Source organism: Pedobacter steynii (genome assembly GCF_001721645.1).
Lineage (GTDB): Bacteria > Bacteroidota > Bacteroidia > Sphingobacteriales > Sphingobacteriaceae > Pedobacter > Pedobacter steynii_A.
Window position 1 is genome coordinate 4,065,073 of record NZ_CP017141.1, and the last position, 23,068, is coordinate 4,088,140.

The window sequence follows — 23,068 nt, forward strand, 5'->3', positions numbered from 1 at the left end:
ATAAAACCTACTGATGTCTTTCCGAATATCCTTATTGCTCTTGTGTTTAATTTATATCCTTTCAGCTGCCTCCTGTAGAAATACTGACGGAGAACCAGCCGATCACCAGGTACATTTCGATACTGTGATCAATCAGGCTACTACTTATTTAGGCGATGGACAGAATAAACGTGCGATTTCTTATCTGGATTCGGCTTATAGGGCTTTTCCAGATCCGGGAGTGAGAGATCTTTACAGAAAATATGATAACCTGCTTAACATTTACCTGAACTACGATTTTAATATTCCTAAAGCGAGGCAATACACGGATAGCATATTTAACCTCCTAAAGGGGAAAGAGACCGGTTATAAAAATGAATATGCCAGTGGCCTGTTCTTTCTTGGAGAAGTTCTGATGGCTGAAAAGCGCTATAACGAGGCTTTTAAAGTCTTTTATGACGGACGTCTGTTTGCTAATAAAAACCTGGAAGACTGTAACCTTTCCACATTTAGTAATAAGCTGGGCCTGGTCAGGTATAATCAGGAAGAGTACCTGAAAGCCATTCCCTTTTTTAAGGAAGCCCTGATCCAGAACAGGAATTGTAAACCCGTAGCTGGCTTTGATTATCTGTTTATCTTGCCTCAAAGTTACCTGAATACCATTGCCTTATGTTTTGAAAAGTCCGGACAATCTGATAGTGCCCTGGTTTACTATCAGAAAGCCCTGGATTTTATTTCTCAGAATAAAGCGCGCTTTCCTAAAAGGAAGTCTTTTACCGAAGCGGCTAATGGGGTGATATATGGAAATATGGGGGGCATTTACATTAAAGAAGGGCAATATCAAAAGGCAGAAGAAAGCCTGAAGCAAAGCATTGGTATTAATGACCATGTTGGGTATGAGATTCAGGATGCACAAACGGCCAAATTAAAACTGGCCGATCTGTATATCAGACATTCAGATTTTGTTCCGGCAGAAAAGCTGTTGGATGAAGTACAGCAATATTTATCAGGTAAATATGGATTGGGACAAAGAAATATCAATATCAGATTAAGGTGGGTGAGGCTCAAATATGAATATTATGATAAAAAAGGAGAGCCGATGATGGCTTATCCTTATCTGGAAAGAAGCGATTTCTCACGCGACTCGGTGATTAAGGCTGCCGGCGAATTAAAGAATCTGGATGTGGATAAGGCATTCAAAGATAATGAGCAAAAGTATCGGCTGGCATTGCTGAATAAGGATAATCAATTGAAAACGGCCTATTTATCTGCTGCTGTAATATGTATGATTATGGGCATGATCATCCTTTTCTTTATCTGGTATAACCTGAAGCATTCCAGAAGGATAAACAAGCAGATCTCCGAACAGAATATCAATATGCAGAAGACTTTAAGTTCTCTGGAACAAAGTCAGGAGGAAAATGTAAAGATGATGATGATTGTTGCTCATGACCTGCGCAATCCGATTGGAAATATTACAGCAATGGCAGATTTAATGTTATTGGAAAATAACCGGTCTGAGGATGACCTGTCGATGCTGGCGATGATTAAAAAATCCGGACAGAATTCTCTGCTGCTGGTGAACGATCTGCTGAAAGTGAATAGCCAGATTGAAAATTTACAGAAAGAGCCTGTGGACCTGTACGTATTGATGAATTATTGCGTGAACCTGCTTCGTCATAAAGCGGAAGAGAAAAAGCAGCAACTGGTTTTGGATGCGGTGCATGTGACGATATCTCTTAATACCGAAAAGATGTGGCGGGTGATGAGCAACCTGATTGGGAATGCTGTTAAGTTCAGTCCGGAGGCTGCTACAATTAAGGTGAGTATAAAGGAGAAAAAAGAAACGGTTTTGATCGCTGTGGAAGACCATGGAATTGGTATCCCTGCAGCGATTAAAACCAAAATTTTTGATATGTCGGGGGCGGGGCAAAGGTCAGGGACCGCAGGCGAAGAGCCTTTTGGACTTGGACTGGCCATCTCCAGACAAATTATTGAAACTCATGGAGGAAGGATATGGGTAGAAAGCGAGTCTGAAAAAGGTTCCGTTTTTTATATTGAACTTCCTCTTTAGAATCAGCTGAAGCGATTAAACGTACTGGTTACGTTGTGCTATTTTCTGTCCGATTTCGATCAGCTGCTGGTGAGTCATGAAAACATCTGACTTCCATAAACCGCTGTTATTGCCGTCGGCAGGCCATACTGTTCCTATTTCTTTTTCCCCATTAAGCAGTTTGTACTTATTTTCCTTCTCAACCGGGAATACCTGTAGCTTTTCTTTTTTGTTGCTTACTGTTACTTCAATATCAAATGTATTCATTGGTCTATATTTTTGATGGTTAAGCTATTATAACGTTTATTATTTTAATTTGTTTGCTATTTTATAAAATAAATATTTCTATTTAATCGTTTTGGTGACCTTGGTTTCTGAGGAAATTTCTTTTTCTACTCGTGAGAAATGATTGGGCTTGTTTTCCGGTTCTTCAGCCGGATTTTTTAATTAATAATATCAATGTGTCCTGGGCTAAGAGGGCGCTAAAATTCAAATTGTTTAATTAACATTGGCCAGCGTTTATTACCTTTATGTTAAGGGGATATGGGGATGATAACTTATACAGGTCTTAATGACGGGGAATTGGCTATTTTACTGCAACAGGGTGACCGGGCTGCTTTTACCGAGATTTATAGCAGGTACAAATATCTTTTATACCTGCACGCGTACAAACGTTTAAGGAACGCAGATGAAGCAGAGGACATCATTCATGATCTTTTTGCAGTGTTATGGAACAACAGGGACAGCTTTGTCTTAAAGACACATCTGTCCGGCTATTTATATACTGCAGTGCGAAACCGCATCTTTAAATTTATGGCGCATAAAGACATTGAGTCCAGTTATATTTCTTCCTTTTTTGAAACTGCAAAAAACACGGTTAACATTACGGATCACCTGGTCCGGGAAAATCAGATGGCGATTCTGATCGAAAAGGAGATTGCGGCACTCCCATTAAAAATGAGAGAAATATTTGAAATGAGCCGTAAACAACACCTTTCCCATAAAGAGATCGCGGATCAATTACAGCTTTCTGAACAAACGGTCTCCAAACAAGTCAGCAATGCTCTCCGGATTTTAAAGGCTAAACTGTGGTTTTTAACCTTCCTGGCCTTTTTTATTAAACCATAAAAAAATATTTTTAAATCACCTACCTGTTCCGCCGGGGTTAAGGGTCTATATCTTTAAACCAGATCATTAATGCCCTCAGGCGATGAATAAAGAAGAACTAAAATCATTACTGGAAAAATTTGAAGCAGGACACTGTACTCCTGAAGAAACAGGCATGCTGGAAAGCTGGTATTTGCAATGGCGGACAGAGGAGGATATTGACCTTGCTGAGGCCGAAGCGGAACAGCGGATAGATCATATCTGGAGCAGATTGGAAGTAGCCGAGGGAATTCAAAAAAGACCATTGCGTTTATGGTCGCATTTTGCCAGGGCAGCGGCAGTAATTCTGATTACACTCAGTACCGGACTGTTTTTTTATTTTAATAGCAGAGAAGAGGCGCGTCCCGTGGTAAAACAAGATGTAGCTGCAGGTGGGAATAAAGCTTATTTAACCCTGGCAGATGGAAAACGGATTGTATTAACCAACGCTGCCAATGGAGAGCTGGCCAGACAATCCGGTGTAGAAATCAGTAAAACTGCTAATGGGCAGCTGATCTATACCCTGGCTGATCAAAAGCCGCTTAAAGCCGGAACGACCATGTACAATACCATTGAAACCCCGAAAGGCGGACAATATCAGGTGGTTTTACCGGATGGAACCAGGGTCTGGCTTAATTCTGCTTCTTCCCTCAGGTTCCCTGCGACATTTGCCAACCTGGAAAAAAGAAGTGTAGTGTTAAAAGGAGAAGCCTATTTTGAAGTCGCCCATAATAAAAAACAACCTTTTATAGTGAAGACGGCGAAACAGGAGCTGGTGGTTTTAGGAACTCATTTTAACCTCAGCAGTTATGATGAAGAAGAAACCAGGACCACCTTACTTAAAGGAGCCGTACTGATCAACCGTCTGGGCAATGTGCTGAACCCTGTAGAAGGGAAAGACTTTGTTGTCCTGAAACCCGGCGAGCAGTCGGTACTTGAAAAGAGCATCCGGATTGACCGTGCAGACCTTGAAATGGCGACCGCCTGGAAAGATGGGAATTTCCTGTTTAATGAAGTCAACCTGAAGAGGATCCTGCAACAATTGTCGAGGTGGTATAACGTTGACGTTGATTATACCAATGTTCCGGATAACCGAAGTTTCACCGTATTCATTTCCAGAAGTGTGAACCTTTCCAAGGTCCTGGAAATGATAGAAATCACCGGTGGGATCCAGCTCGAAATTGAAAATAAGACTATTAAAGTGATTAACCTGAAAAAGTAAATAACCTAAAAATAACGCCTATGTAACGAAATGTACCTCGCCATGAAAAAAATAAACCAGATACGGTGGAACGCATCTGGCTCTATTAAGGCACAGTAGTAATTAAAAGTAGCACAATCAACTAACCACAACCTTAACTAAACAAATGTATGAATTTCAAAATTCTATACAAGGGACCCTATTGCTCTAAAAAAGGAACTTCTCATCCCCTTGGTTTAAAACCTAAATTAATTTTAATTATGAAATTGACTGCAATTATCGTCCTGATCTGCTGCCTTCACGTTTCAGCTGCCGGGTATTCTCAGCAGATCAGCTTATCGGAAAAGAATACTTCATTAAAGAATGTTTTGCAGAAGCTTAGAAAATTAAGCGGTTATCAATTATTATACGATGCGCAATTGATTGAAAAATCAAATCCGGTGACGCTGACCCTGGTTAATGTTCCGATCGGTTTTGCATTGGAACAGATCTTTAATCAGCAACCATTTACCTTCAGCATTTTTGATAAAACCATTCTGGTAAAAGAAAAAGCGAAAGAGACCCGTTTTCAAAACCCGAAAAACCTGGTCATGATCATTAACGGCACCGTAAAAGATCTCAATGGCAATCCGCTTAACCTGGTTAGTGTGAAAATTAAAGGAAGCACTAAAACTACGGCCACGAATATAGAAGGGATGTTCTCCATTAATGCACCTGATGAAAATACCATTCTTGTCTTTTCCTGCGTAGGGATGGCTACTAAGGAATTGCCTGCAAAACAGGGTATGGTCGTACTGATGGAACCAGAGCTCAATAAGTTAAATGAGATGGTGGTTGTCGGGTATGGCAGTACCAGAAGAAAGGACCTGACCGGGTCTGTTTCTTCAGTGAATGTGAGTGAAGTTAAAGATGTTCCTTTTATGAGTATCGACAATGCGCTGTCGGGCAAAGCACCAGGAGTTCAGGTGACCAAGGCCGATGGATCTCCGGGCGGTGCGGTGAGGATCAGAATCCGTGGCGGGGCCTCCCTTCTGGGTACAAACGACCCGCTCTATGTAATTGATGGAATTCCTACTGTGATCTCTAATAATTATATCAATGGGCAGTCTGATCTGGTAAACCCACTGGAAGCCGCTAATTATGGAGAAGATTTCAATAATAGTGTTTCCGGAGCCTTTTCAAGGGGATTGAACAGCCTTGCTGGTTTAAATATTTCAGATATTGAAAGCGTTGATATCCTTAAAGATGCTTCTGCAACCGCTATTTATGGTTCAAAGGCTGCGAATGGAGTGGTGATCATCACCACAAAAAAAGGAAAGCGGAATTCAAAACCACAATTGTCTGTTAATTATTATGTCGGAATGAACACGCCGATTAAAGAGCAGGTTTTAAATGCAAGCCAGTATAAAGCCGGACTTCAGGAAGCAGCCACAAACTATATTAATGAGCGTAAAAGGCTAAATATGAGCCTGACTACGAGCGCTGCTCAACAGGCTTTAAGTATCATGAACGATCCTTCTTTTTTCGGAAATGCAGAGACAGACTGGCTGGATCTGGTTTTAAGAACAGGAGTGACACAAAACGCAGATTTTTCTGTCAGCGGTGGTGGAATGGATTCCAGATATTATACCTCTCTGAATTATACCGACCAGAAAGGAACGCTGGTAGGAACTGACTTTATACGTCTTTCCGGGAAGATCAATCTGGATAATGAAATTTCCAAACGTCTGAGATTGTTTACAAATCTGAATTTTGGGTATACTAAAAACAACATCACCAATGGAATATACGGGCAGGCTTTAACCGCTCCGCCGGTATTTTCTCCTTATAATCCGGATGGTTCTTATTCCACATTAGGGGCACTTAAGACCGACTACAGAGGTTATCAGAATCCCCTGGCGGTAGCGGCAGGCACAAACAGAGGTAAGAACTACTCTCTGATGGGTTCTGTGTCTGCGGAGTATGACCTGATGAAAGACCTGAAATTTAAAAGCACCTTATCTATAAATTACGGGTCCTATAACCAATTAAACTATGTTCCAAGCTTTGTGGAAATAGGCGGATTTTATGGACGTGAAAATTCTCAGGGAGGCCTGGCCACGCAGGCCAGTTCAGGTTCATTGAGTAGTTTCATAGAAAATACGCTGACCTGGAATAAAGAATTCAATGATAACCATCGCCTTACCGTTTTGGCGGGTACTTCCTGGGAAAGCAATAAGAGCGACTATTTTGCGGCAACAGGGAGAGGGTTCCCGGATGATTTTATACTCAACAATCTCAGCTCAGCTGCCACAGCAGTATCCGTGAAGGGAGCAAACCCGGATGGTCAGAGTTCATTGTTGTCCTTTTATATCCGCGCCAACTATGTATGGATGGATAAATACCTGTTCACCTTTACCGGAAGGTCTGATGCTTCCTCGAAATTTGCTCCTTCCAATCAGGTAGGTTACTTTCCTTCCGGGGCAATTGGCTGGAGAATCTCTCAGGAAAACTTTCTGAAAGATGTAAAATGGATCGACGAGATTAAGCTCCGGGCCAGCATGGGTAAAACCGGAACCCAAAGTATAGGTGACCATATGTGGCGTACGTTATATTCTCCGGATTCTTATGCAGATAGAAATGCCGTTATACCGACACAACTTGGAAACGTGAATATCAAATGGGAAGCGACAAGCCAGCAGGATCTGGGCTTGGACTTTGTCTTTTTTAAAGGCAGGTTAGGAGGTACCTTTGGATATTATAATAAAGTAACTGATGGCGCCCTTTTAAACCTGACGCCTGCACCAAGCTCCTCTTATCAAAGTGTGATTTATAATATTGCAAAGATCAGGAACCGTGGTCTGGAACTGGACCTTCATGGCGATTTTGTCCGTGAAAAGGTGTTCAACTGGTCGGGAGCTTTTAACATTTCAAGAAACATCTCAAAAGTGCTGAATATTGACGGGGGGCCTTTTTCCAATCCGAACGACCGGAATGCACTTAATCTTGGTACCAGTATCGTTAAGGAAGGAGAGCCATTGGGACTATTGTACGGAAGGGTAGCAAAAGGCGTGATTAAAACCCAGCAGGAACTGGATGCCTATAAGGAAGCCTTTCCGTACTGGATTTATTTTAGTCCCTACCTGAACATTGGAGATTTAGCTTATGAGATGGCGGAAGATGGATTCTGGAAACAGGATATCATCGGCCATGCAGCCCCGAAATTCTTTGGAGGGTATACCAATACGCTTTCTTATAAAAATATAAGCCTGATTTCCTTATTCACCTTTTCTTATGGCGCTAAGCTGATGTATCAGAAAGATGTCAGCGATATGGGCTTCGGCAGTCTGCCAAATAAAGGGGTCGCTGCACTGGATCATTACAGTCCATCAAACCCGGGCTCAGATAAACCAAGGTATCTGTTAAACGATACTCCGATGTTAACCGATCTGAACGTCTATGATGCTTCTTACCTGAAACTGAAATCCATCACGCTGGCTTATAATTTAGGGCGCAAAGCTTTACAGAAACTAAAGATGAACAACCTTTCTGTATATGCTACCGGAACCAATTTGTTTACGGCGACCAAATATCCCGGACCTGATCCGGAGGTGAGTGACGACCCTGGCAGCGTAATCGGTGGTGGTCGTGATGTAAGTACTTATCCAACAGTGAAGACCTTCACTTTTGGGGTTCGAATGGGATTCTAATCATAAATATTTAAAGTAATGAAGAAATTAATTCTGATATATAGCTTGTTCTTTTTAGCCGCGGGTGCCCAGTTATCCTGTAAAAAAGAACTCAATGCATTACCCAGCCAGTCTAAGGTAGTTGGGAATGCTATCATTGACCAAAAAACTGCTGAGGTCGCTTTAAATGGGGTTTACCTCCGGTTGGCTGAAGGAGGAGATGACCGCGGTACACCCAGTATACTCTGGGCTGAGAACCATGAAATTGTGCCCACTTATCTGGCCGGTTACATCACCTATCCAAATGGGGGTTCATCATTGGATGAAAACAACCGGATTACCGGTACTGATTATCGGGTGGAGTCCTTATGGGCAACTTATTATAGCCTGCTGAATGCTGCAAATGGAGTCATCGAACAGGTTTCCAAGCTTCAGGACAGTCAGTTTTCCGGAGCGAGGAAATCGGAGATCATTGCAGAGGCCCGTTTGTTAAGGGCTTATGGACACCATTACCTGCTGCGTTATTTTGCGCAGTTCTATGACCTGAACAGCAACTATGGCGTCATGTTGAGAAAGGAATTTGTGACCACCAATAACATTTCTCAAAAACGCAGTTCTGTAAAAGAAAGTTATGATTTTATCCTTGCAGATCTGGATGACGCCATCGCGAACTGTCCGACGGTAAGTGTAAACTATTATACGAATAAATGGGTCGCGAAGGCATTAAAAGCAAGGGTATTGACGATTCGTGGCGCTGCGGGCGATTATCAGGAGGTGATTTCTTTAACAAAAGACATCATTCAGCATTCGCCCTATGTGCTCGAAGGGAATCTTCAGGATATCTTCAGTACCAAGGGATTGGATAGTAAAGAAGTGATGCTGGGGCTGGTTCCGAAGGTAAACCAGGTCAGCAGATCAGATGCCTATTTTTATAGAAATAGTCCTAGCTATACGGCTACCCCATCACTTAAGGCGCTGTTTGAAAATGATCCGAGAAGCAGCTGGATGATTGGAGTGGTGGGTACAGAACCTGATGGGATCCTTAAATACAAGGGGCCAAAAGTAGAGTTTTCCTATGCTTTAAGGTTATCAGAGATTTATTTGCTGGAGGCCGAGGCAATTGTACGGTCCGGAGGAAACCTAGGTGAAGCCAGAACCCTGTTGAAGACGGTACAACAACATGCGGGAGTAACGGATTTTAGCGAAATCGATAATGCCGGTACCCCTGATTTGCTATTGATTCAGATTTATAAAGAAACGGCCAGGAATTTATCTTTTGAAGATGGTCAGGATTGGTCAGCACTATTGAGAATGCCGCTTCCTTTTGTATTGTCGGTTAAAGCGGCAATCACCGATAAAAACCATTTTATTCTTCCTATACCAAAAGATGAATTTGATAAGAATCCCACAATAGGGGACCAAAACCCTGGTTACAGTAAAAATTAAGAAAACTTTTAAACCTGTTAAAAAATATAAGCTATGAAAATATGTAAGTTGTTATTATTTTCCTTGTTGTGTTGTCAGATACAACCCACTCTTGCCCAATCGGCGCCAGTTAAAAACCAGTTCAGTCTGAAAGGAACTGTAACCGGGGCAGACTCCGTTCTTCTTTATTATGGAGAGGTTAGGGGAAAACAGATCCAGTTATCCAAGCTGATTTCCAATCAGAAATTTGTACTTAATGGAAACCTGAGCAAGCCGGTTAATGCGAGGCTTTTGTTTAAGAAAAAAGGGGAGGTCATTCCCCGTGATCAGTTTTGGGAGCGGATGACAGAAGTTTACCTGGAGCCTGGTGTAATGACGATTTCCGGTAATGCTGCCGACCTGAGTAGTTTAAAAATTACCGGTTCTGCGACACAGCGTGAGTTTGAATCGCTCAATGGCAAGGTTCAGGTTGTTCGGAAAGAGATGCAGCCGATCATCGATGCTTTGACTAAAGAAAAGGACCATGAGAAAGCTTCGGAAATCAGGGACCAGCTGGAGCCTTATAATGACCGGATCAAAAAAATCACTTATGATTTCTTTATCACCCATCCCAATTCCTACGTCACTGCCAATACGATGCGTTTTTACCTGAGCCGTATGGGGCTGGATTCTGTTAAGAAGATATACAATAGTTTTAATGCGGAAATGAAGGCACAGTCCAATGTAAAAGAGCTGGCAAAGGAAATCCGTAAAATTGAAATGGGCATGCCAGGCAGGCCTGCAGCAGATTTTAGTGCAACAGACATCGAAGGTAAAATGCTGTCCCTTTCCAGTTTCAGAGGTAAATATGTAATTATTGATTTCTGGGCCAGCTGGTGTGTTCCTTGTCGCAAGGGAAATCCTCATCTGATCAATCTCTACAATACCTACCATGATAAAGGATTGGAAATTATCGGGATTTCTGATGATGACCGCAATCATGAGGCTTGGAAAAAGGCCGTAAATCAAGATAAAATTGGCATCTGGCACCATGTGCTAAGGGGCTTAAACATGGACCTGAGAATGAAAGACCTGCCTAATCCTGAGGACATTTCCGAGAAGTATGGCATCAGTTCCCTGCCTACAAAAATACTGATTGATCCTTCAGGAAAAATCATAGGCCGCTATGGAGATCGCAATGGCGGTTCAGATCAGGACCTTGACAAAAAATTAGAAGAACTATTAAAATAATCAACCATGACAAAGAAATTGAAATTTATAATGCCTGTTTTATTTTTCTATGGCATTGCTGCTTATGCGCAGACCGCATATGTTTCAGGAAACATCACAGGCCTGAAGGACAAAGAAATTTACCTTTATTATTACCGGGACGGCAAGTCTAAAACGGATACCGTTAAAGTGACCAATGGTCAGTTTAAATGGAGTCCGAAAATCACCGAACCACAAAAAGTGGGCAGTATGATTTTTAACAGATATTACCAGTTTTTTGTAGAAAGCGGGAACATTAAAATTACCGGAGGGAATACGACTGAAGAGCTGAAAATTACGGGCTCCAAGTCGCAGGATGAGTATGAGGCTTACGAAAAAACACTGAAAGACCTGGATGATCAGGAAGCTCCTTTATACCAGAAGTGGGGGAAAGTAAGTAAAGATGAGCAGATTGCCCTGGAAGAAAAAGTAGAAGATTTAAGGAATCAGCGAAGAGCCCGTAATAGCGAATACATTAAGACTCATCCCAATAGCCCATTGAGCATCAGTATGGTTTCTGAAAAGGCCATGATGGGGAGCTACGATGACGTTGCCCTGGCATTTAAAAAACTGGCTCCGGCTGCTCAGCAAAGTGAAGAGGGGAAGCGTATTTCGGAGCGTCTGATGGTATTGAAAAGAAGTGCGATCGGGGAGCCGATGTTGAATTTCAAACAAAATGATACTGAAGGAAAACCAGTGCAATTTTCAGATTTCAAAGGTAAATATGTGCTGGTAGATTTCTGGGCCAGCTGGTGCGGACCTTGTCGTGCGGAAAATCCCAATGTGTTGAAAGCCTATAATCAGTATAAGGATAAAAACTTTACTGTGGTTGGGGTTTCTCTGGACGATAAAGGAGAGAACTGGAAAAAAGCAATTAAAGATGATAAAATGCCATGGACTCAGGTTTCTGATTTGAAAGGCTGGAAAAATGAAGTCTCCACCTATTACGGCATTATGGGGATTCCAAGTACTTTGCTGATTGATCCAGCGGGAAACATCATTGCAAAAGACCTCAGAGGTGTGGCCCTTAATAAAAAACTGGCAGAATTGTTCAACTAATCAAGCGGATCACATGAAATATAACTCAATAAAATCAGGCCTTTTTATGGGAGGTGTTGTTCTGCTGTTGAGCAGTAGCTGTAAGCAACCGGCAGCAGATAGTTTTAGCATTAAGGGCTCGGTTAAAGGGCTGGATAGCGGTGTTGTTATCCTTCAGCAGTTTGACGAAGAAGAGATGACAAAAAAAGTACTGGATAGTATTCCTTTCAAAAATGGTGCTTTTGAATTGAATGGAAAAGCCATGAATCCCGAAATGATGAGCATCGTGGTTCGGCCAGGTAACTGGCAGACCAATGTTTTTGTAGAAAACAGTGAGATCAGCATCAGTGCTGATACCACCGGGGCAGAACATTATGATTATACCGCCTATGGGGGTGATAAGGGTGCTGTTCTGAAAGAGGTGCTGATTACCGGATCCGGCAATCATGATGCCTATCAGACTTTTGAGAAAGACCCTCAGCAGCTTAAATTTAAGGAAGGTTTTGCGGCATTGAATAAGGCCTATGAACTGGAGAAGAAGCCTGAGCTTAAGGAAAAAATGAAGTTGAAGTTTGATTCCCTTGGTAAGCTGAATAATGCCTGGCAATCAAAATGGATCAATACCTACCTTCAACAGCAGCCAGGCTCTGTGGCGGGGGCTTATATTTTAGCCAGTTATTATCAAATGAATTCCGATATGCCCCTTTCGGAAATTGAGGCGCTTTTAAGTAAGGTTAAGGGAGAGGCTGAAAAATCTATCTACTACCGGCGAATATTAAAAAGCGTCAATTCCAGGAAGGCGGTAATGGTTGGGAAAGATGCTCCTGATTTCGAGCTTTTAAAAAGAGACAGTAGTTCATTTAAGCTTTCTTCGTTGAAAGGTAAATACGTGATGCTTGATTTCTGGGCCAGCTGGTGTAAACCTTGCAGAGAGGGGATTCCTCATTGGAAGAAGGTATATCAGCAATATCAGCCCAAAGGATTTGAAATTGTCAGCATTACCAATGACAGCCGGAGAGCGGATTGGACCAGGGCTTTGGATCAGGAAAAGATGCCCTGGATACAGGTTGCGGATGAATTTCCTGTAAAAAACAGAACGGCCAGGGTGATTTCTCAGTACGAAGCTCCATTTTTGCCTTTTTATATTTTGCTGGATAAAGCCGGAAAAATCATTGTCCGGTCTGGAGATGAAAAAGACATCGACCAGAAGCTGAAAGAGCTGTTGTAAAGCATAGAGAATATACCCGGCAGATCAGGAGATATGCCGGGTATGTTTCCAACGTCGGGTTTGTAATGTAAATGTTTAGCTTCATCTTTGCGGATCACAAAAAAAGCAATTAGATTAGCCCAATGGCAAAATATCCTACAAAAATTCATCAATCTGGTTTTGAATTCCTAAATGCCTTAAAAAATAACAACAACAGAGATTGGTTTAACGAGCATAAAACAGCATATCAGCAGGAAAAAGTATTGGTGGAAGACTTTGCCGAGGCTTTGTTGGAGGACCTTCGTACCCATGATCTGATTGAAACACCGTCCGGAAAAAGAGCACTTTACCGTATCTACAGAGATGTTCGTTTTTCTCATGATAAAACTCCTTATCAAACTTACTGGGGTGGTGCCTTTAAACGTGCCACAAAATTCCGCAGAGGTGGCTATTATTTCCATTTAGAACAGGGGAAAAGTTTTGTGGCCGGAGCTTTCTGGGGACCTTCATCTCAAGATTTAAAATTGATCAGGAATGACATCTCTTTTGATGATGCTCCATTGAGAAAAATATTAAACAGTGAATCATTTATATCAAATTTTGGAACCCTCAAAGGAGAACAATTAAAAACCAGTCCTAAAGGATTTGATGCAGATCATGAAGCCATTGATCTGCTGCGGTACAAACAGTTCCTGCTGATCAGGTCATTTTCTGATGAGGAAGTGCTTCACGAAAGGTTCTTAAAAGAAGCCGGTTCAACATTTCGGGAAATGCGTCCATTCTTTGATTACATGTCTGAGGTATTGACTTCAGATGGCAACGGGGGAGCTGAAGACTGAACTTATCCGGAAACGTAATGTGTCTTTGCCAGACTGCCGAGTTGCTTTAGTTTTAGGTTTAACTTTTCCGACCAGGGCAGGCCGATACATAACCTCATACAATTTCCAAATTGATCCTGCAGGGTAAACATCCGTCCCGGTGCAATACTGATCTGTTGTTTTATGGCAAGTTCATAGAGCTTTGCAGTGTCAATGTCTTTGCTAAATTCAACCCACAATGCCAGTCCGCCCTGGGGCCTGCTTGTTTTGGTGCCTTCGGGGAAATATTCTGCTATGGCCCGGACATAGTTTTCATAATTGTTCTGCAGGGTCCGGCGCAGCAGACGAAGGTGCTGCTCATATTTTCCGGTTTTAAGAAAATTGGCTACTGCTTCATGGACAATAGAGACAGAGGAAATGGAATGGACCAGTTTTAGTTTCAGTATTTTTTCTTTGTATTTTCCCGGAGCAATCCAGCCCACCCGATAACCTGGTGCAAGGGTTTTTGAAATGGAACTGCACCATAAAACATTTCCTTCCTGGTCAAATGATTTACAGCATCTGGGGCGCTGTGAACCAAAATAAAGGTCCCCATATACGTCGTCCTCAATGAGTGGAATCTGATGTCTGGCCAAAAGCGCTACGACTTCTCTTTTATGCTCCTCCGGCATACAGCTGCCCAGGGGAGTATTGAAGTTTGGGATTAACAGGCAAAGATTAATCTTAGGAATGGCATTCTTCAGGGCTTCTATATCAATGCCGGTAGCAGGGTGTGTTGGTAATTCCAGGACTTTCAAACCCAGGCTGAGGGCTAATTGTAAAATCCCCGGATAACATGGGCTTTCCATAGCAATGGTATCGCCTGGCTTTCCCAATGCCATCATGCAAAAGGAAAGTGCGTTTACTCCACCTGCGGTTGTGATCAGGTCATTTTCATGCAAATTTCCTCCCCAGGCTAAAGAGCGGACAGCGATCAGTTGGCGTAACTTCAGATTTCCTTCCAGCGGCTCGTATGCGGTGCCACCTTCCCCAAGTTCCCGGGTTGCCTGGATGATTTCCTTTTTCAGTTTTACCAGGGGTAATAAATCTCCGGAAGGAGCACCGATAGAGAAAAGGGTAAGCTCCTTATTTCCCATATTGGCATAGACTTTACTAACCAGTTCACTTGGTTCATCATCATTTGCAGTCAATGAAGGCCGGCTGACATCCGGTAATGGCAGTTCCCGGTGGCGTTGCCTGCTTACAAAATAGCCGGATTGTGGTTTTGAATCAATGAGAGACTGTGCTTCCAGTTCAAGGAATACCCTTTTTGCGGTGTTCATCCCGATTCCATGCTCCTGACATAACATTCTTACAGAAGGGAGCCGGTCGCCCGTTTTCAGCACACCATTTCTGATCTGACTGGCAATTCCGTTTGCGATCTCATCATATAGAAAGTCCTTATTCATCCCACAAATATAATTAACTGTGTCTATTTAAATTCTAAAAACTGAGACTGTGTTTGTTTGAGTCGCCCCTCTACTTTTGTATGAATTAGAATAATCCTTTTATCATGAGCAATACATCATTTTCCGGCCTGCCCCAGGAAAACCCAACCGCGGGTTGGATTAACGGCTTTATCGGCGTACTTCTATTCAGTGGCTCTATGCCCGCAACAAGAGCTGCTGTCCTGGATTTCTCTCCTGTGTTTTTAACTGTTGCCCGTGCGGGCATTGCAGGCCTTCTGGCTTTGTGTTTACTCTTAATTTTTAAGGAAAAGCGCCCGGCAACACAGCATCTCGGTTCCCTGGTCATCATTGCAATGGGTGTGGTAATAGGTTTTCCTTTGCTGAGTGCCCTGGCATTGCAGTATATTACTTCTGCACATTCTATCGTCTTTCTTGGAATGTTACCACTTACCACGGCTATATTTGCTGTGCTGCGCGGGGCTGAACGTCCCCGTCCGGCATTCTGGTTATTCTCCGGACTCGGGAGTTCGCTGGTTATTGGATTTGCAATTTCTCAAGGTCTCTCTGCATCACCTGTTGGTGATATCCTGATGTTGCTGGCTGTGATTTTGTGTGGTTTAGGTTATGCGGAAGGGGCAAAACTTTCCAAAACACTTGGGGGCTGGCAGGTTATCTCATGGGCTTTGGTATTGGCATTACCTTTAATGTTGCCCTTAATGTTTTTCCTGCGCCCTTCTTCATTTGAGGGCCTGAGTTCGGGTGCCTGGATCGGACTATCCTATGTTTCGCTGTTTAGTATGCTGATTGGTTTCATATTCTGGTATCGCGGCTTAGCCCAGGGTGGTATTGCGGCGGTGGGGCAGTTGCAACTGTTACAGCCTTTTTTTGGATTGGTACTTGCTGCCACTTTGCTTCATGAACAGGTGAGTATTGGTATGATGGGTATTACCGTGGGGGTAATTCTCTGTGTTGCGGGTTCAAAGAAATTTGCGAGATAGTTCTGTAGTATACCTGCGACTTATCAGGGGCTTAACAATTTGTTCACAGCTGGTTGTTCTTTTTGTAGCAAAACAAAAGAATACGATGAAAAAAATAGTACTACTTTGCTCTGTAGCCCTTGCGGCATCATTTTCTTCCTGTAAAAAAGACAGGAATGGTGCTATGGCGCAGACCAGTTATCCGGATATGGCCGAAGCTTTTGATCCTGCATTGTTGTTTCAGGCTTCCAATGGTGTGAAAGTATACAATGGAGGATTTGGTTCTGCGGTGGCAGCTGATCCGAATGACCCCAATGTATTTTACCTCTTAACCGACCGTGGACCTAATGCTGAAGGGCCTGCTTCGGATATAAAAATCTTTGGTAAGGCAGATTTTGTTCCTCAGATTGGTAAATTCCGGTTAAAGGAGGGCAAACTTGTGCTTGAGCAAATCATTGAGTTTAAAAATGCAGCCGGGCAAAAGCTGAACGGATTACCAAACCCAACGGGGCAGGGCTCTACAGGGGAAACGGCGATCGATCTTAACGGTAAAACCTTGAACCCAAGTATTGACGGTATAGATTCTGAAGGATTGGTAAGGGCTTCAGATGGGAGTTTCTGGATCAGTGATGAATACGGACCACACCTTCTGCATGTGGATGCCAGCGGACGTACTATCGAAAGAATTAATCCTTTTGGAAATGGCACCGGTGGAAGGAGTATCCCTGCAGTTTTTGCAAAACGTAAAGCAAACAGAGGGATGGAGGGCTTAACGATTACTCCTGACGGAAAGACCTTGGTAGGAATAATGCAATCTCCAATGTCTAACCCTTCCGGTGCGGCAGTGAGCAGTTCCGTCGTATTACGTATCCTTACTTTTGATATTGCTACGGCAGCAACAAAGCAATATGTTTATATGATGGACAATCCGTCTCTAACCGGGGTCAGCGAAATCGTAGCGGTTAATGCGACTACCTTTTTAACGCTGGAAAGAGATGGTGGTTATGGCGGGGCAGCTACTTCAGCTGCAACTTTCAAAAAGGTCTTCAAGATTGATCTTTCTATGGCTACCGATATTTCTGATCCTGCAAATGGGGTTAAGGGGAAGTTGTTTGGCGGTAAAACTGTGGAGGAACTGAAAGATCAGGCCAACCTTAGTGCAGCTGGAATTGTTCCCGTCAGCAAATCTCTTGTTCTGGATCTTTTAAAAGATTTGCCCGGGATTTATCCTCATGATAAAGCTGAGGGATTGGCGCTGATCAATGGGAATACATTAGTGATCTCCAATGATGATGATTTTGGCGTAATCCCGGGGCCTAACGGAACTTTTGCACAGAAAATCCTGCCTGTTACCAAATCAGTTGACCGTAACCGGCTGTATTTTGTAAAAGTCAGGTTGTAAAATTTAAATAGGGGGGTCCTGGGTTTGAATCCCAGCGGGATCACAAAAAAACACCATATGGTAGTGTTCAACTGCAAATGGTGTTTTTTTATTATAGTTTCTGCTGATATTACCCTTAATTTGCCTTTTCCTAAAGGCAACGATTTTATAAAAATTTATCGGGTTGAAAGACACTGTTTACCTCAAAAATACTTTTGGAATCTTATTAATTTTATTAGGGTTCTTTCTGATATTCACCGTAGTGAAATCAAAGTTTCCGTTGATTTATGGAGATGAAGTATCTGCTCAAGTGGTTAATATTGATTCTGTTATGACTAAGAAGAACGATGTAATTTCTTATACTCATTATGCAGTTTTAAAATTTAAGGACATCAATAACCGAACGGTTACCCTTACGAACAGAATGAATACCCTTGATGAATTGGATTTGAAGATCAATGATATGGTAGATGTCTACTATGACGAACAATATGGTTTTGCTTCCAATTATTATAAGGTCAGTATGACTACTGGCATTTTCCTTCTAATTGGCATTGTATTTCTATTTTTCGGATTGGTTCTCGTTATTAACAAGTTTAAAGGGTAATTTATCTTTTTTTAGTACTATGGAAACAAAATTAATTCTCTCTATCATTTTTATCATGAGTCTGGGCTGTAATGATTTGAAAAACAGTAAAACAGACAAAGCGATAACTCAAGTAATAAAAGAAAAACAAATCACCTATACCATCAGTGCCACTACCCCAATACCAGTAGTGGTCTATTTTAATGATATAAAAGTATCAGAAGAGCATACTCCGCTTAATTCATCTATAGATGTGAATGGTTATGCCTTGAAGAATGGGAAGTATAAAGTCAAAATACAGATTTTTCCAGTGTTTAAACGAGGAGATAAGGTGGTATATCCAGAAGATATTAAATCATGCCGATTCAGTTTTGGAAGTTTTGTAAGAGATGGGGAGACAGGAGATATTTCAAAACCTCAGACCTATGTTCAATTGTCACTAAAAGATCTGAATTCCCCTGTCGCCTATTTTGAGCAGGAATGGGAAGTTGATATTAAAGAACTTCCTTATACATTAGAAGGCTGGAGTAAAGGGCAGGACCTGTCGAAAATGGATAAAAAGGAAATTGAAAAAAAAGTGATACAATACCATGAAAGCATCAGAGAAACATTGAACCAGGGAAATGGAGATCAATGGATAGATTTAACAAAGAGAAGAGCTACGGAAACGGCGGTTTTTAATTATAGCAGTACTGAACGATATGAAAGTTCTATCAAGGAGAACAGAATGAATGTTGAAAAATATTGTGCCAATAGAATGATTCCTTTAGAAGATTATGAATTGAAATTATATGCAGAGGGAAAATTAGCTACATTAGAGAGAAGAAGCCATACTACAGAATTTAACAACAAATCTCCATTGGATATAAAGGGTTGGGGTCCCTTAATTCGAAAAGGACAAAAGGGTGGAGGAGCCGATTATCGCCTATTATTATATCTTCCGCAAAACAGCAACGATTTTGTGATTGTCCGTAAGTAATATGCGTTTCTTGCATCGATGACTTAAGCGGTTTCATATTTCACTAATGCCATTATCTTTTCAATGAAAATTCACTATCTTGAGCTTACTAGAGTAACATAAAACTGACGTGTTTTATTTGAATCGAAGTTTTCATAACATAAGCATTTCCTAAATATTTAGGCGTTGCAAGATATTAATAGCAGCAAACCATATCCCGACAATGAAAAAAATAATTCTCTCGGTTCTCACCGTATTCTTTTCGCTGTGTGTCCTGGCTCAAAAGGACAACAAAGTGACCATCGGAACAATTGATAGCATCCAATCGAAAATTCTGAATGAACAAAGAAAAATCTGGGTATATGTACCAAATAGCCGGAACGCGGATTCTAAACAGCGATACCCCGTAATGTATTTATTGGATGGTGATGCCCATTTTTATTCAGTAGTAGGTATGATTCAGAACCTCAGTCAGGTAAATGGTAATACCATTTGTCCCGAAATGATCGTAGTTGGTATTCCAAACACAGACAGGACAAGAGATCTGACACCAACACATGTAGGTGCTGATCCGCCTTTTATCGACAGCGCATTTTCAAAAACATCAGGGGGTGGCGAACGCTTTGTTTCCTTTATTGAAAAGGAATTGATGCCACATATTGATTCCTTATACCCAACGCAACCTTACAAAATATTAACCGGACATTCATTTGGAGGTCTGACAGTGATGAACGTTGCCATGAACCATACAAAATTGTTCAACTCCTACATTTGTATAGACCCAAGTATGTGGTGGGATAAAATGAATTTTTTAAATACAACTAAGAAATCCCTGAGAGAAAAGAAATTTTCAGGTACTACTTTGTATTTAGGAATTGCAAATACCATGAACGAGGGTATGGATATCACTAAAGTCCGGAGCGATACATCTGGTGGTACCAGGCATATCCGTTCAATTCTTGATCTGGATAAATATATTAAAGATCAAAAGCAAAACGGGTTAAGGTATGAAAGTAAATATTATGGGAATGATGACCACGGATCTGTACCCTTAATCACAGAATATGATGCGCTTCGTTTCATCTTTAATAAGTATCGTTTTAAACTTTCCCCTAAAGACCTTTTAGACGCCAGGGTAGACATAGTCAGTAAATTCGAAAAACATTATCAGGAAGTTTCAAAACTGTTGAATTATAAGCTTTCCCCACCTGAAAATATGATAAATGGCCTGGGGTATGAATTTTTGCAACGAAAGCAATATGACAAAGCCGGAGGGCTATTTAAAATGAATGTTGAGAATTATCCTGAGAGTTTTAATGTTTACGATTCTTATGGCGACTATTTCCAGGCAATTGGCGATAAATCAAAAGCGATTGAATATTTCAAAAAGTGTCTGTCCGTAAAAGAAAATCCAGAGTCCAGGAAAAAACTAGACAAATTATTGTCAGGAGAATAAAACCTTCAATAAACAATGTCAGGCCCTAAAACAGGTAACTATTTTAGAACCCGACATAACCGTTCATTAGAAGGCGGTTTTTACTATTTGCTGTGCTCTATTAATTGTATTATTCTCATTGCTACCTCCCTGGATGATTGATAATTTTGTCCGGTAATAATCCTTCCATCAGTTTCAACATGTGCAATGTTCCTAGCTGAAAATTTAAATGTTCCGCCTCTTTCTTCTATCGTTTTCTGAATTAGAAATGGAAAATGTTTAAAATATTCAGCATCTTGTTTTTCGTAACCATCAGGATAGCCACTTATTCTTTTTCCCTCAACTACATATCTCCCGTCTTTAGTTTTTAAATGGACAATACCGGCCGTGCCATGACAAACGGAAGATATAATCCCTGCATTTTCTTCATATACCTCCTAAAAATATATCCGATATGCTTTTTTCCTTTTTGAAAATCACAAAGTACAGACTCAAAATAATGCCATTAAAAGCACCTAATGCACTTAAAAAGAAGAGTATTTGGTTGTTGAAATTCATTTTTTGAAGATACTGATGGTTTGGCTCCTTTCCTAAAAACAGGACTTCATTAAAGTAGATAGTTTCTGTAAATAATCCAAGGAAAATAGTCTTAGGTTTATTTGGTTTTTTTTGATTTAATATGCTTGTGGATCCAGAGAAATAGAAGCTTAATTAATTATATCTTAAATATCGGCCTTTTGTTGTAGTGAATCGTCTATGTTTATTACTTGATTAATCCATGTGAAATAAAAATCATTATTTTTAATAAATTAAAAATAATTTAACATCATATTTCTAAAAATGAAATGCATAATGCATATATTGTATATAATTAAAACATATAAAAATCCCTAAATGAAAAAAAATTTAAAATGTATCAGTTTAATACTGGTCGCAACCGCCATCTTTAGTGGCTGTAAAAAGAATGAACAGCCAAAGTCTGATTCAGAAATTATAACAAAAGGCAATAACCTTTCTATCGGTGATGGGAAATGGGATGTATTGTCGTATGGTTATGATGTAACCGGTGATTTTTTAAATCCCAATAATATCTCAGATGCTCCAATCCTTGACATGAAGCGGTTTGAGACGGATTATTTGCAGCGAATCGATGTGGGTACAGGTTCAATAGGAACTGATAGTGCTTATATTGGATCATCGGCAATAGATTACCTGAAAGAGGTATCTAAAAAAAGGTCATGGGGTCTTGAAGCTTCGTATGGTCAGAAAGAGTCTAAAGACACTAACAAAACCTTCTTTTCAGCAAGTGTGAACAGGAATAAACAAGATGATACCAAAAGCACTTTTTACAGCAGGTTTTCCTATGCCAGTTATGAGTCGTACCGTGCGGTAAAGAGAATAAGATTTACAGGTGATGCCCCAGTATCTTTATTAATGAATTACCTGACTCCGGAATTTATTAATAATGTAGCTACCAGAGATGCTGATTATTTAGTGTCCAGATATGGTACCCACGTGCTGTTAGACATTACCTTGGGTGGTCGCCTTAGATTTGATTATAGCGCCACTATAGCCAATCAAAGTGAATACAGCAGAAAGGTGAGAAATACTAAAGTTGGTATCGCTGGCTTTTTAAAGAAAGTAGGAATTAATTTTTCTTCTGATGTCAGCAATGAAGAAATAAACAAAGTTCTTACTGAAAGTAGCAGCAAACAATTTACAGTTACTTATTATGGAGGGACTACTTCTGGTCTGTCTTTGACGGCTGATGCGAACGGGAATTTTTCTCAATCTCTTAATATTGCCAGCTGGCAACAGAGTGTAAATGACAGAAACTCTCAATTAGTTGAGATCGGAAAAGCCGTTCGACTTTCCGATTTTATAACCGATCCTGTTAAAAAAAGCCAGGTAAATGCTGCGATTGATAAACGTATAAACGACAGCCAGATTAAGGAATTAGGCGAACTACCTGTTCATGAATTTCATAACGCAAGTAGCGGAGGACACGTTTTTACCATTAATAAAAACGACTACCCGTATGAGCAAAACGGCTGGGAATATTTTGGCGTTAAATTTCATGCGTTTACTACACAGAAATCAGGAACTTTGCCTGTTCATTTGTTTATTAAAGATTCAGTTGGTCAGCATGTTTTGACCATCAACAGAAACGATTACCCTTATTTGCAAAATGGATATACTTATGCAGGAGTTGCATTTTATGCTTATCCGAATCAGGCTAATGGAACCTTACCGGTTTATATCTATTATAACGCACAAATAAATAAGCACACTTATACCGCCTACCCAGGTGAATATGCCTATGAACAAAACGGTTGGCAGAATGATGGCGTTAGTTTCTACGCTTTTCCAAGATAATAAATATGCTTTTTTAGCGACTAATTAGTTCTGCTTCCAGCAGGAACACAAAAAGCCCCAATGAAAATTGGGGCTTTTGTATTAAAAGACCTTTTTAAGGTTAGTCCTAATTGTGTACCGGATC

The 23,068-nt window shown here is 41.0% G+C and carries 17 protein-coding genes; 15 read left to right on the forward strand and 2 right to left on the reverse strand.

The annotated features are described in order from the left end of the window. Positions 1-13 precede the first annotated feature (13 nt). Positions 14-2,053, forward strand: coding sequence for a tetratricopeptide repeat-containing sensor histidine kinase (locus BFS30_RS17020; RefSeq protein ID WP_069380391.1), 2,040 nt, complete (start codon positions 14-16; stop codon positions 2,051-2,053). 15 nt (positions 2,054-2,068) lie between these two features. On the opposite strand, the gene BFS30_RS17025 is transcribed toward BFS30_RS17020, so the two are convergent. Beyond that, positions 2,069-2,299, reverse strand: coding sequence for a hypothetical protein (locus tag BFS30_RS17025; RefSeq protein ID WP_069380392.1), 231 nt, complete (start codon positions 2,297-2,299; stop codon positions 2,069-2,071). 282 nt (positions 2,300-2,581) lie between these two features. Here BFS30_RS17025 and BFS30_RS17030 point away from each other — a divergent pair, with 282 nt between their 5' ends. The 8 genes from BFS30_RS17030 (at position 2,582) to BFS30_RS17065 (ending at position 13,804) form a co-directional block, all read left to right on the forward strand. Continuing rightward, a complete protein-coding gene (locus BFS30_RS17030) occupies positions 2,582-3,160 on the forward strand; it encodes an RNA polymerase sigma factor (RefSeq protein ID WP_069382489.1) in 579 nt (192 codons plus the stop codon). 82 nt (positions 3,161-3,242) lie between these two features. Then, positions 3,243-4,400, forward strand: coding sequence for a FecR family protein (locus BFS30_RS17035; protein ID WP_069380393.1), 1,158 nt, complete (start codon positions 3,243-3,245; stop codon positions 4,398-4,400). Between the two features lie 239 nt (positions 4,401-4,639). After that, positions 4,640-8,068, forward strand: a complete 3,429-nt coding sequence (locus BFS30_RS17040; protein WP_069380394.1) for a TonB-dependent receptor — start codon at positions 4,640-4,642, stop codon at positions 8,066-8,068. Between the two features lie 18 nt (positions 8,069-8,086). Continuing rightward, positions 8,087-9,493 (forward strand): RagB/SusD family nutrient uptake outer membrane protein, encoded by a 1,407-nt coding sequence (locus tag BFS30_RS17045; RefSeq protein ID WP_069380395.1) that lies wholly within the window; start codon positions 8,087-8,089, stop codon positions 9,491-9,493. A 33-nt stretch (positions 9,494-9,526) separates the two neighbouring features. Further along, a complete protein-coding gene (locus BFS30_RS17050) occupies positions 9,527-10,702 on the forward strand; it encodes a TlpA disulfide reductase family protein (protein ID WP_069380396.1) in 1,176 nt (391 codons plus the stop codon). A 6-nt stretch (positions 10,703-10,708) separates the two neighbouring features. Continuing rightward, positions 10,709-11,779 (forward strand): TlpA disulfide reductase family protein, encoded by a 1,071-nt coding sequence (locus tag BFS30_RS17055; RefSeq protein WP_083252090.1) that lies wholly within the window; start codon positions 10,709-10,711, stop codon positions 11,777-11,779. 13 nt (positions 11,780-11,792) lie between these two features. Next, a complete protein-coding gene (locus BFS30_RS17060) occupies positions 11,793-12,986 on the forward strand; it encodes a TlpA disulfide reductase family protein (RefSeq protein WP_069380398.1) in 1,194 nt (397 codons plus the stop codon). A 122-nt stretch (positions 12,987-13,108) separates the two neighbouring features. Then, positions 13,109-13,804: a DUF2461 domain-containing protein gene (locus BFS30_RS17065; RefSeq protein ID WP_069380399.1), complete on the forward strand. Its 696-nt coding sequence runs from the start codon at positions 13,109-13,111 to the stop codon at positions 13,802-13,804. A gap of 2 nt (positions 13,805-13,806) precedes the next feature. On the opposite strand, the gene BFS30_RS17070 is transcribed toward BFS30_RS17065, so the two are convergent. Next, the gene (locus BFS30_RS17070) at positions 13,807-15,231 is read right to left on the reverse strand and encodes a PLP-dependent aminotransferase family protein (protein ID WP_069380400.1); all 1,425 of its coding nucleotides are present in this window, start codon (positions 15,229-15,231) and stop codon (positions 13,807-13,809) included. A 104-nt stretch (positions 15,232-15,335) separates the two neighbouring features. Between BFS30_RS17070 and BFS30_RS17075 the strand changes: the two genes are divergently transcribed. The 6 genes from BFS30_RS17075 (at position 15,336) to BFS30_RS17100 (ending at position 22,944) form a co-directional block, all read left to right on the forward strand. Further along, positions 15,336-16,229: a DMT family transporter gene (locus tag BFS30_RS17075; protein WP_069380401.1), complete on the forward strand. Its 894-nt coding sequence runs from the start codon at positions 15,336-15,338 to the stop codon at positions 16,227-16,229. 85 nt (positions 16,230-16,314) lie between these two features. Continuing rightward, the gene (locus BFS30_RS17080) at positions 16,315-17,610 is read left to right on the forward strand and encodes an esterase-like activity of phytase family protein (RefSeq protein ID WP_069380402.1); all 1,296 of its coding nucleotides are present in this window, start codon (positions 16,315-16,317) and stop codon (positions 17,608-17,610) included. Between the two features lie 310 nt (positions 17,611-17,920). Beyond that, positions 17,921-18,196 (forward strand): hypothetical protein, encoded by a 276-nt coding sequence (locus BFS30_RS17085; RefSeq protein ID WP_157262943.1) that lies wholly within the window; start codon positions 17,921-17,923, stop codon positions 18,194-18,196. A gap of 19 nt (positions 18,197-18,215) precedes the next feature. Then, positions 18,216-19,154 carry a hypothetical protein gene (locus BFS30_RS17090; RefSeq protein ID WP_208602982.1) on the forward strand — a complete coding sequence of 313 codons (939 nt, stop codon included), beginning with the start codon at positions 18,216-18,218 and terminating at the stop codon, positions 19,152-19,154. 202 nt (positions 19,155-19,356) lie between these two features. Next, positions 19,357-20,589, forward strand: coding sequence for an alpha/beta hydrolase-fold protein (locus BFS30_RS17095; RefSeq protein WP_069380404.1), 1,233 nt, complete (start codon positions 19,357-19,359; stop codon positions 20,587-20,589). Between the two features lie 873 nt (positions 20,590-21,462). Continuing rightward, on the forward strand, positions 21,463-22,944 hold the full coding sequence (locus BFS30_RS17100; protein WP_069380405.1) for an MAC/perforin domain-containing protein: 1,482 nt from the start codon (positions 21,463-21,465) through the stop codon (positions 22,942-22,944). Positions 22,945-23,068 lie beyond the last annotated feature (124 nt).

Bases quoted from the DNA above. Each gene is read 5' to 3' on its own strand.
- BFS30_RS17020 (WP_069380391.1), top strand. From the start codon at position 14: ATGTCTTTCCGAATATCCTTATTGCTCTTGTGTTTAATTTATATCCTT.
- BFS30_RS17025 (WP_069380392.1), bottom strand. From the start codon at position 2,299: ATGAATACATTTGATATTGAAGTAACAGTAAGCAACAAAAAAGAAAAG.
- BFS30_RS17030 (WP_069382489.1), top strand. From the start codon at position 2,582: ATGATAACTTATACAGGTCTTAATGACGGGGAATTGGCTATTTTACTG.
- BFS30_RS17035 (WP_069380393.1), top strand. From the start codon at position 3,243: ATGAATAAAGAAGAACTAAAATCATTACTGGAAAAATTTGAAGCAGGA.
- BFS30_RS17040 (WP_069380394.1), top strand. From the start codon at position 4,640: ATGAAATTGACTGCAATTATCGTCCTGATCTGCTGCCTTCACGTTTCA.
- BFS30_RS17045 (WP_069380395.1), top strand. From the start codon at position 8,087: ATGAAGAAATTAATTCTGATATATAGCTTGTTCTTTTTAGCCGCGGGT.
- BFS30_RS17050 (WP_069380396.1), top strand. From the start codon at position 9,527: ATGAAAATATGTAAGTTGTTATTATTTTCCTTGTTGTGTTGTCAGATA.
- BFS30_RS17055 (WP_083252090.1), top strand. From the start codon at position 10,709: ATGACAAAGAAATTGAAATTTATAATGCCTGTTTTATTTTTCTATGGC.
- BFS30_RS17060 (WP_069380398.1), top strand. From the start codon at position 11,793: ATGAAATATAACTCAATAAAATCAGGCCTTTTTATGGGAGGTGTTGTT.
- BFS30_RS17065 (WP_069380399.1), top strand. From the start codon at position 13,109: ATGGCAAAATATCCTACAAAAATTCATCAATCTGGTTTTGAATTCCTA.
- BFS30_RS17070 (WP_069380400.1), bottom strand. From the start codon at position 15,231: ATGAATAAGGACTTTCTATATGATGAGATCGCAAACGGAATTGCCAGT.
- BFS30_RS17075 (WP_069380401.1), top strand. From the start codon at position 15,336: ATGAGCAATACATCATTTTCCGGCCTGCCCCAGGAAAACCCAACCGCG.
- BFS30_RS17080 (WP_069380402.1), top strand. From the start codon at position 16,315: ATGAAAAAAATAGTACTACTTTGCTCTGTAGCCCTTGCGGCATCATTT.
- BFS30_RS17085 (WP_157262943.1), top strand. From the start codon at position 17,921: ATGACTAAGAAGAACGATGTAATTTCTTATACTCATTATGCAGTTTTA.
- BFS30_RS17090 (WP_208602982.1), top strand. From the start codon at position 18,216: ATGGAAACAAAATTAATTCTCTCTATCATTTTTATCATGAGTCTGGGC.
- BFS30_RS17095 (WP_069380404.1), top strand. From the start codon at position 19,357: ATGAAAAAAATAATTCTCTCGGTTCTCACCGTATTCTTTTCGCTGTGT.
- BFS30_RS17100 (WP_069380405.1), top strand. From the start codon at position 21,463: ATGAAAAAAAATTTAAAATGTATCAGTTTAATACTGGTCGCAACCGCC.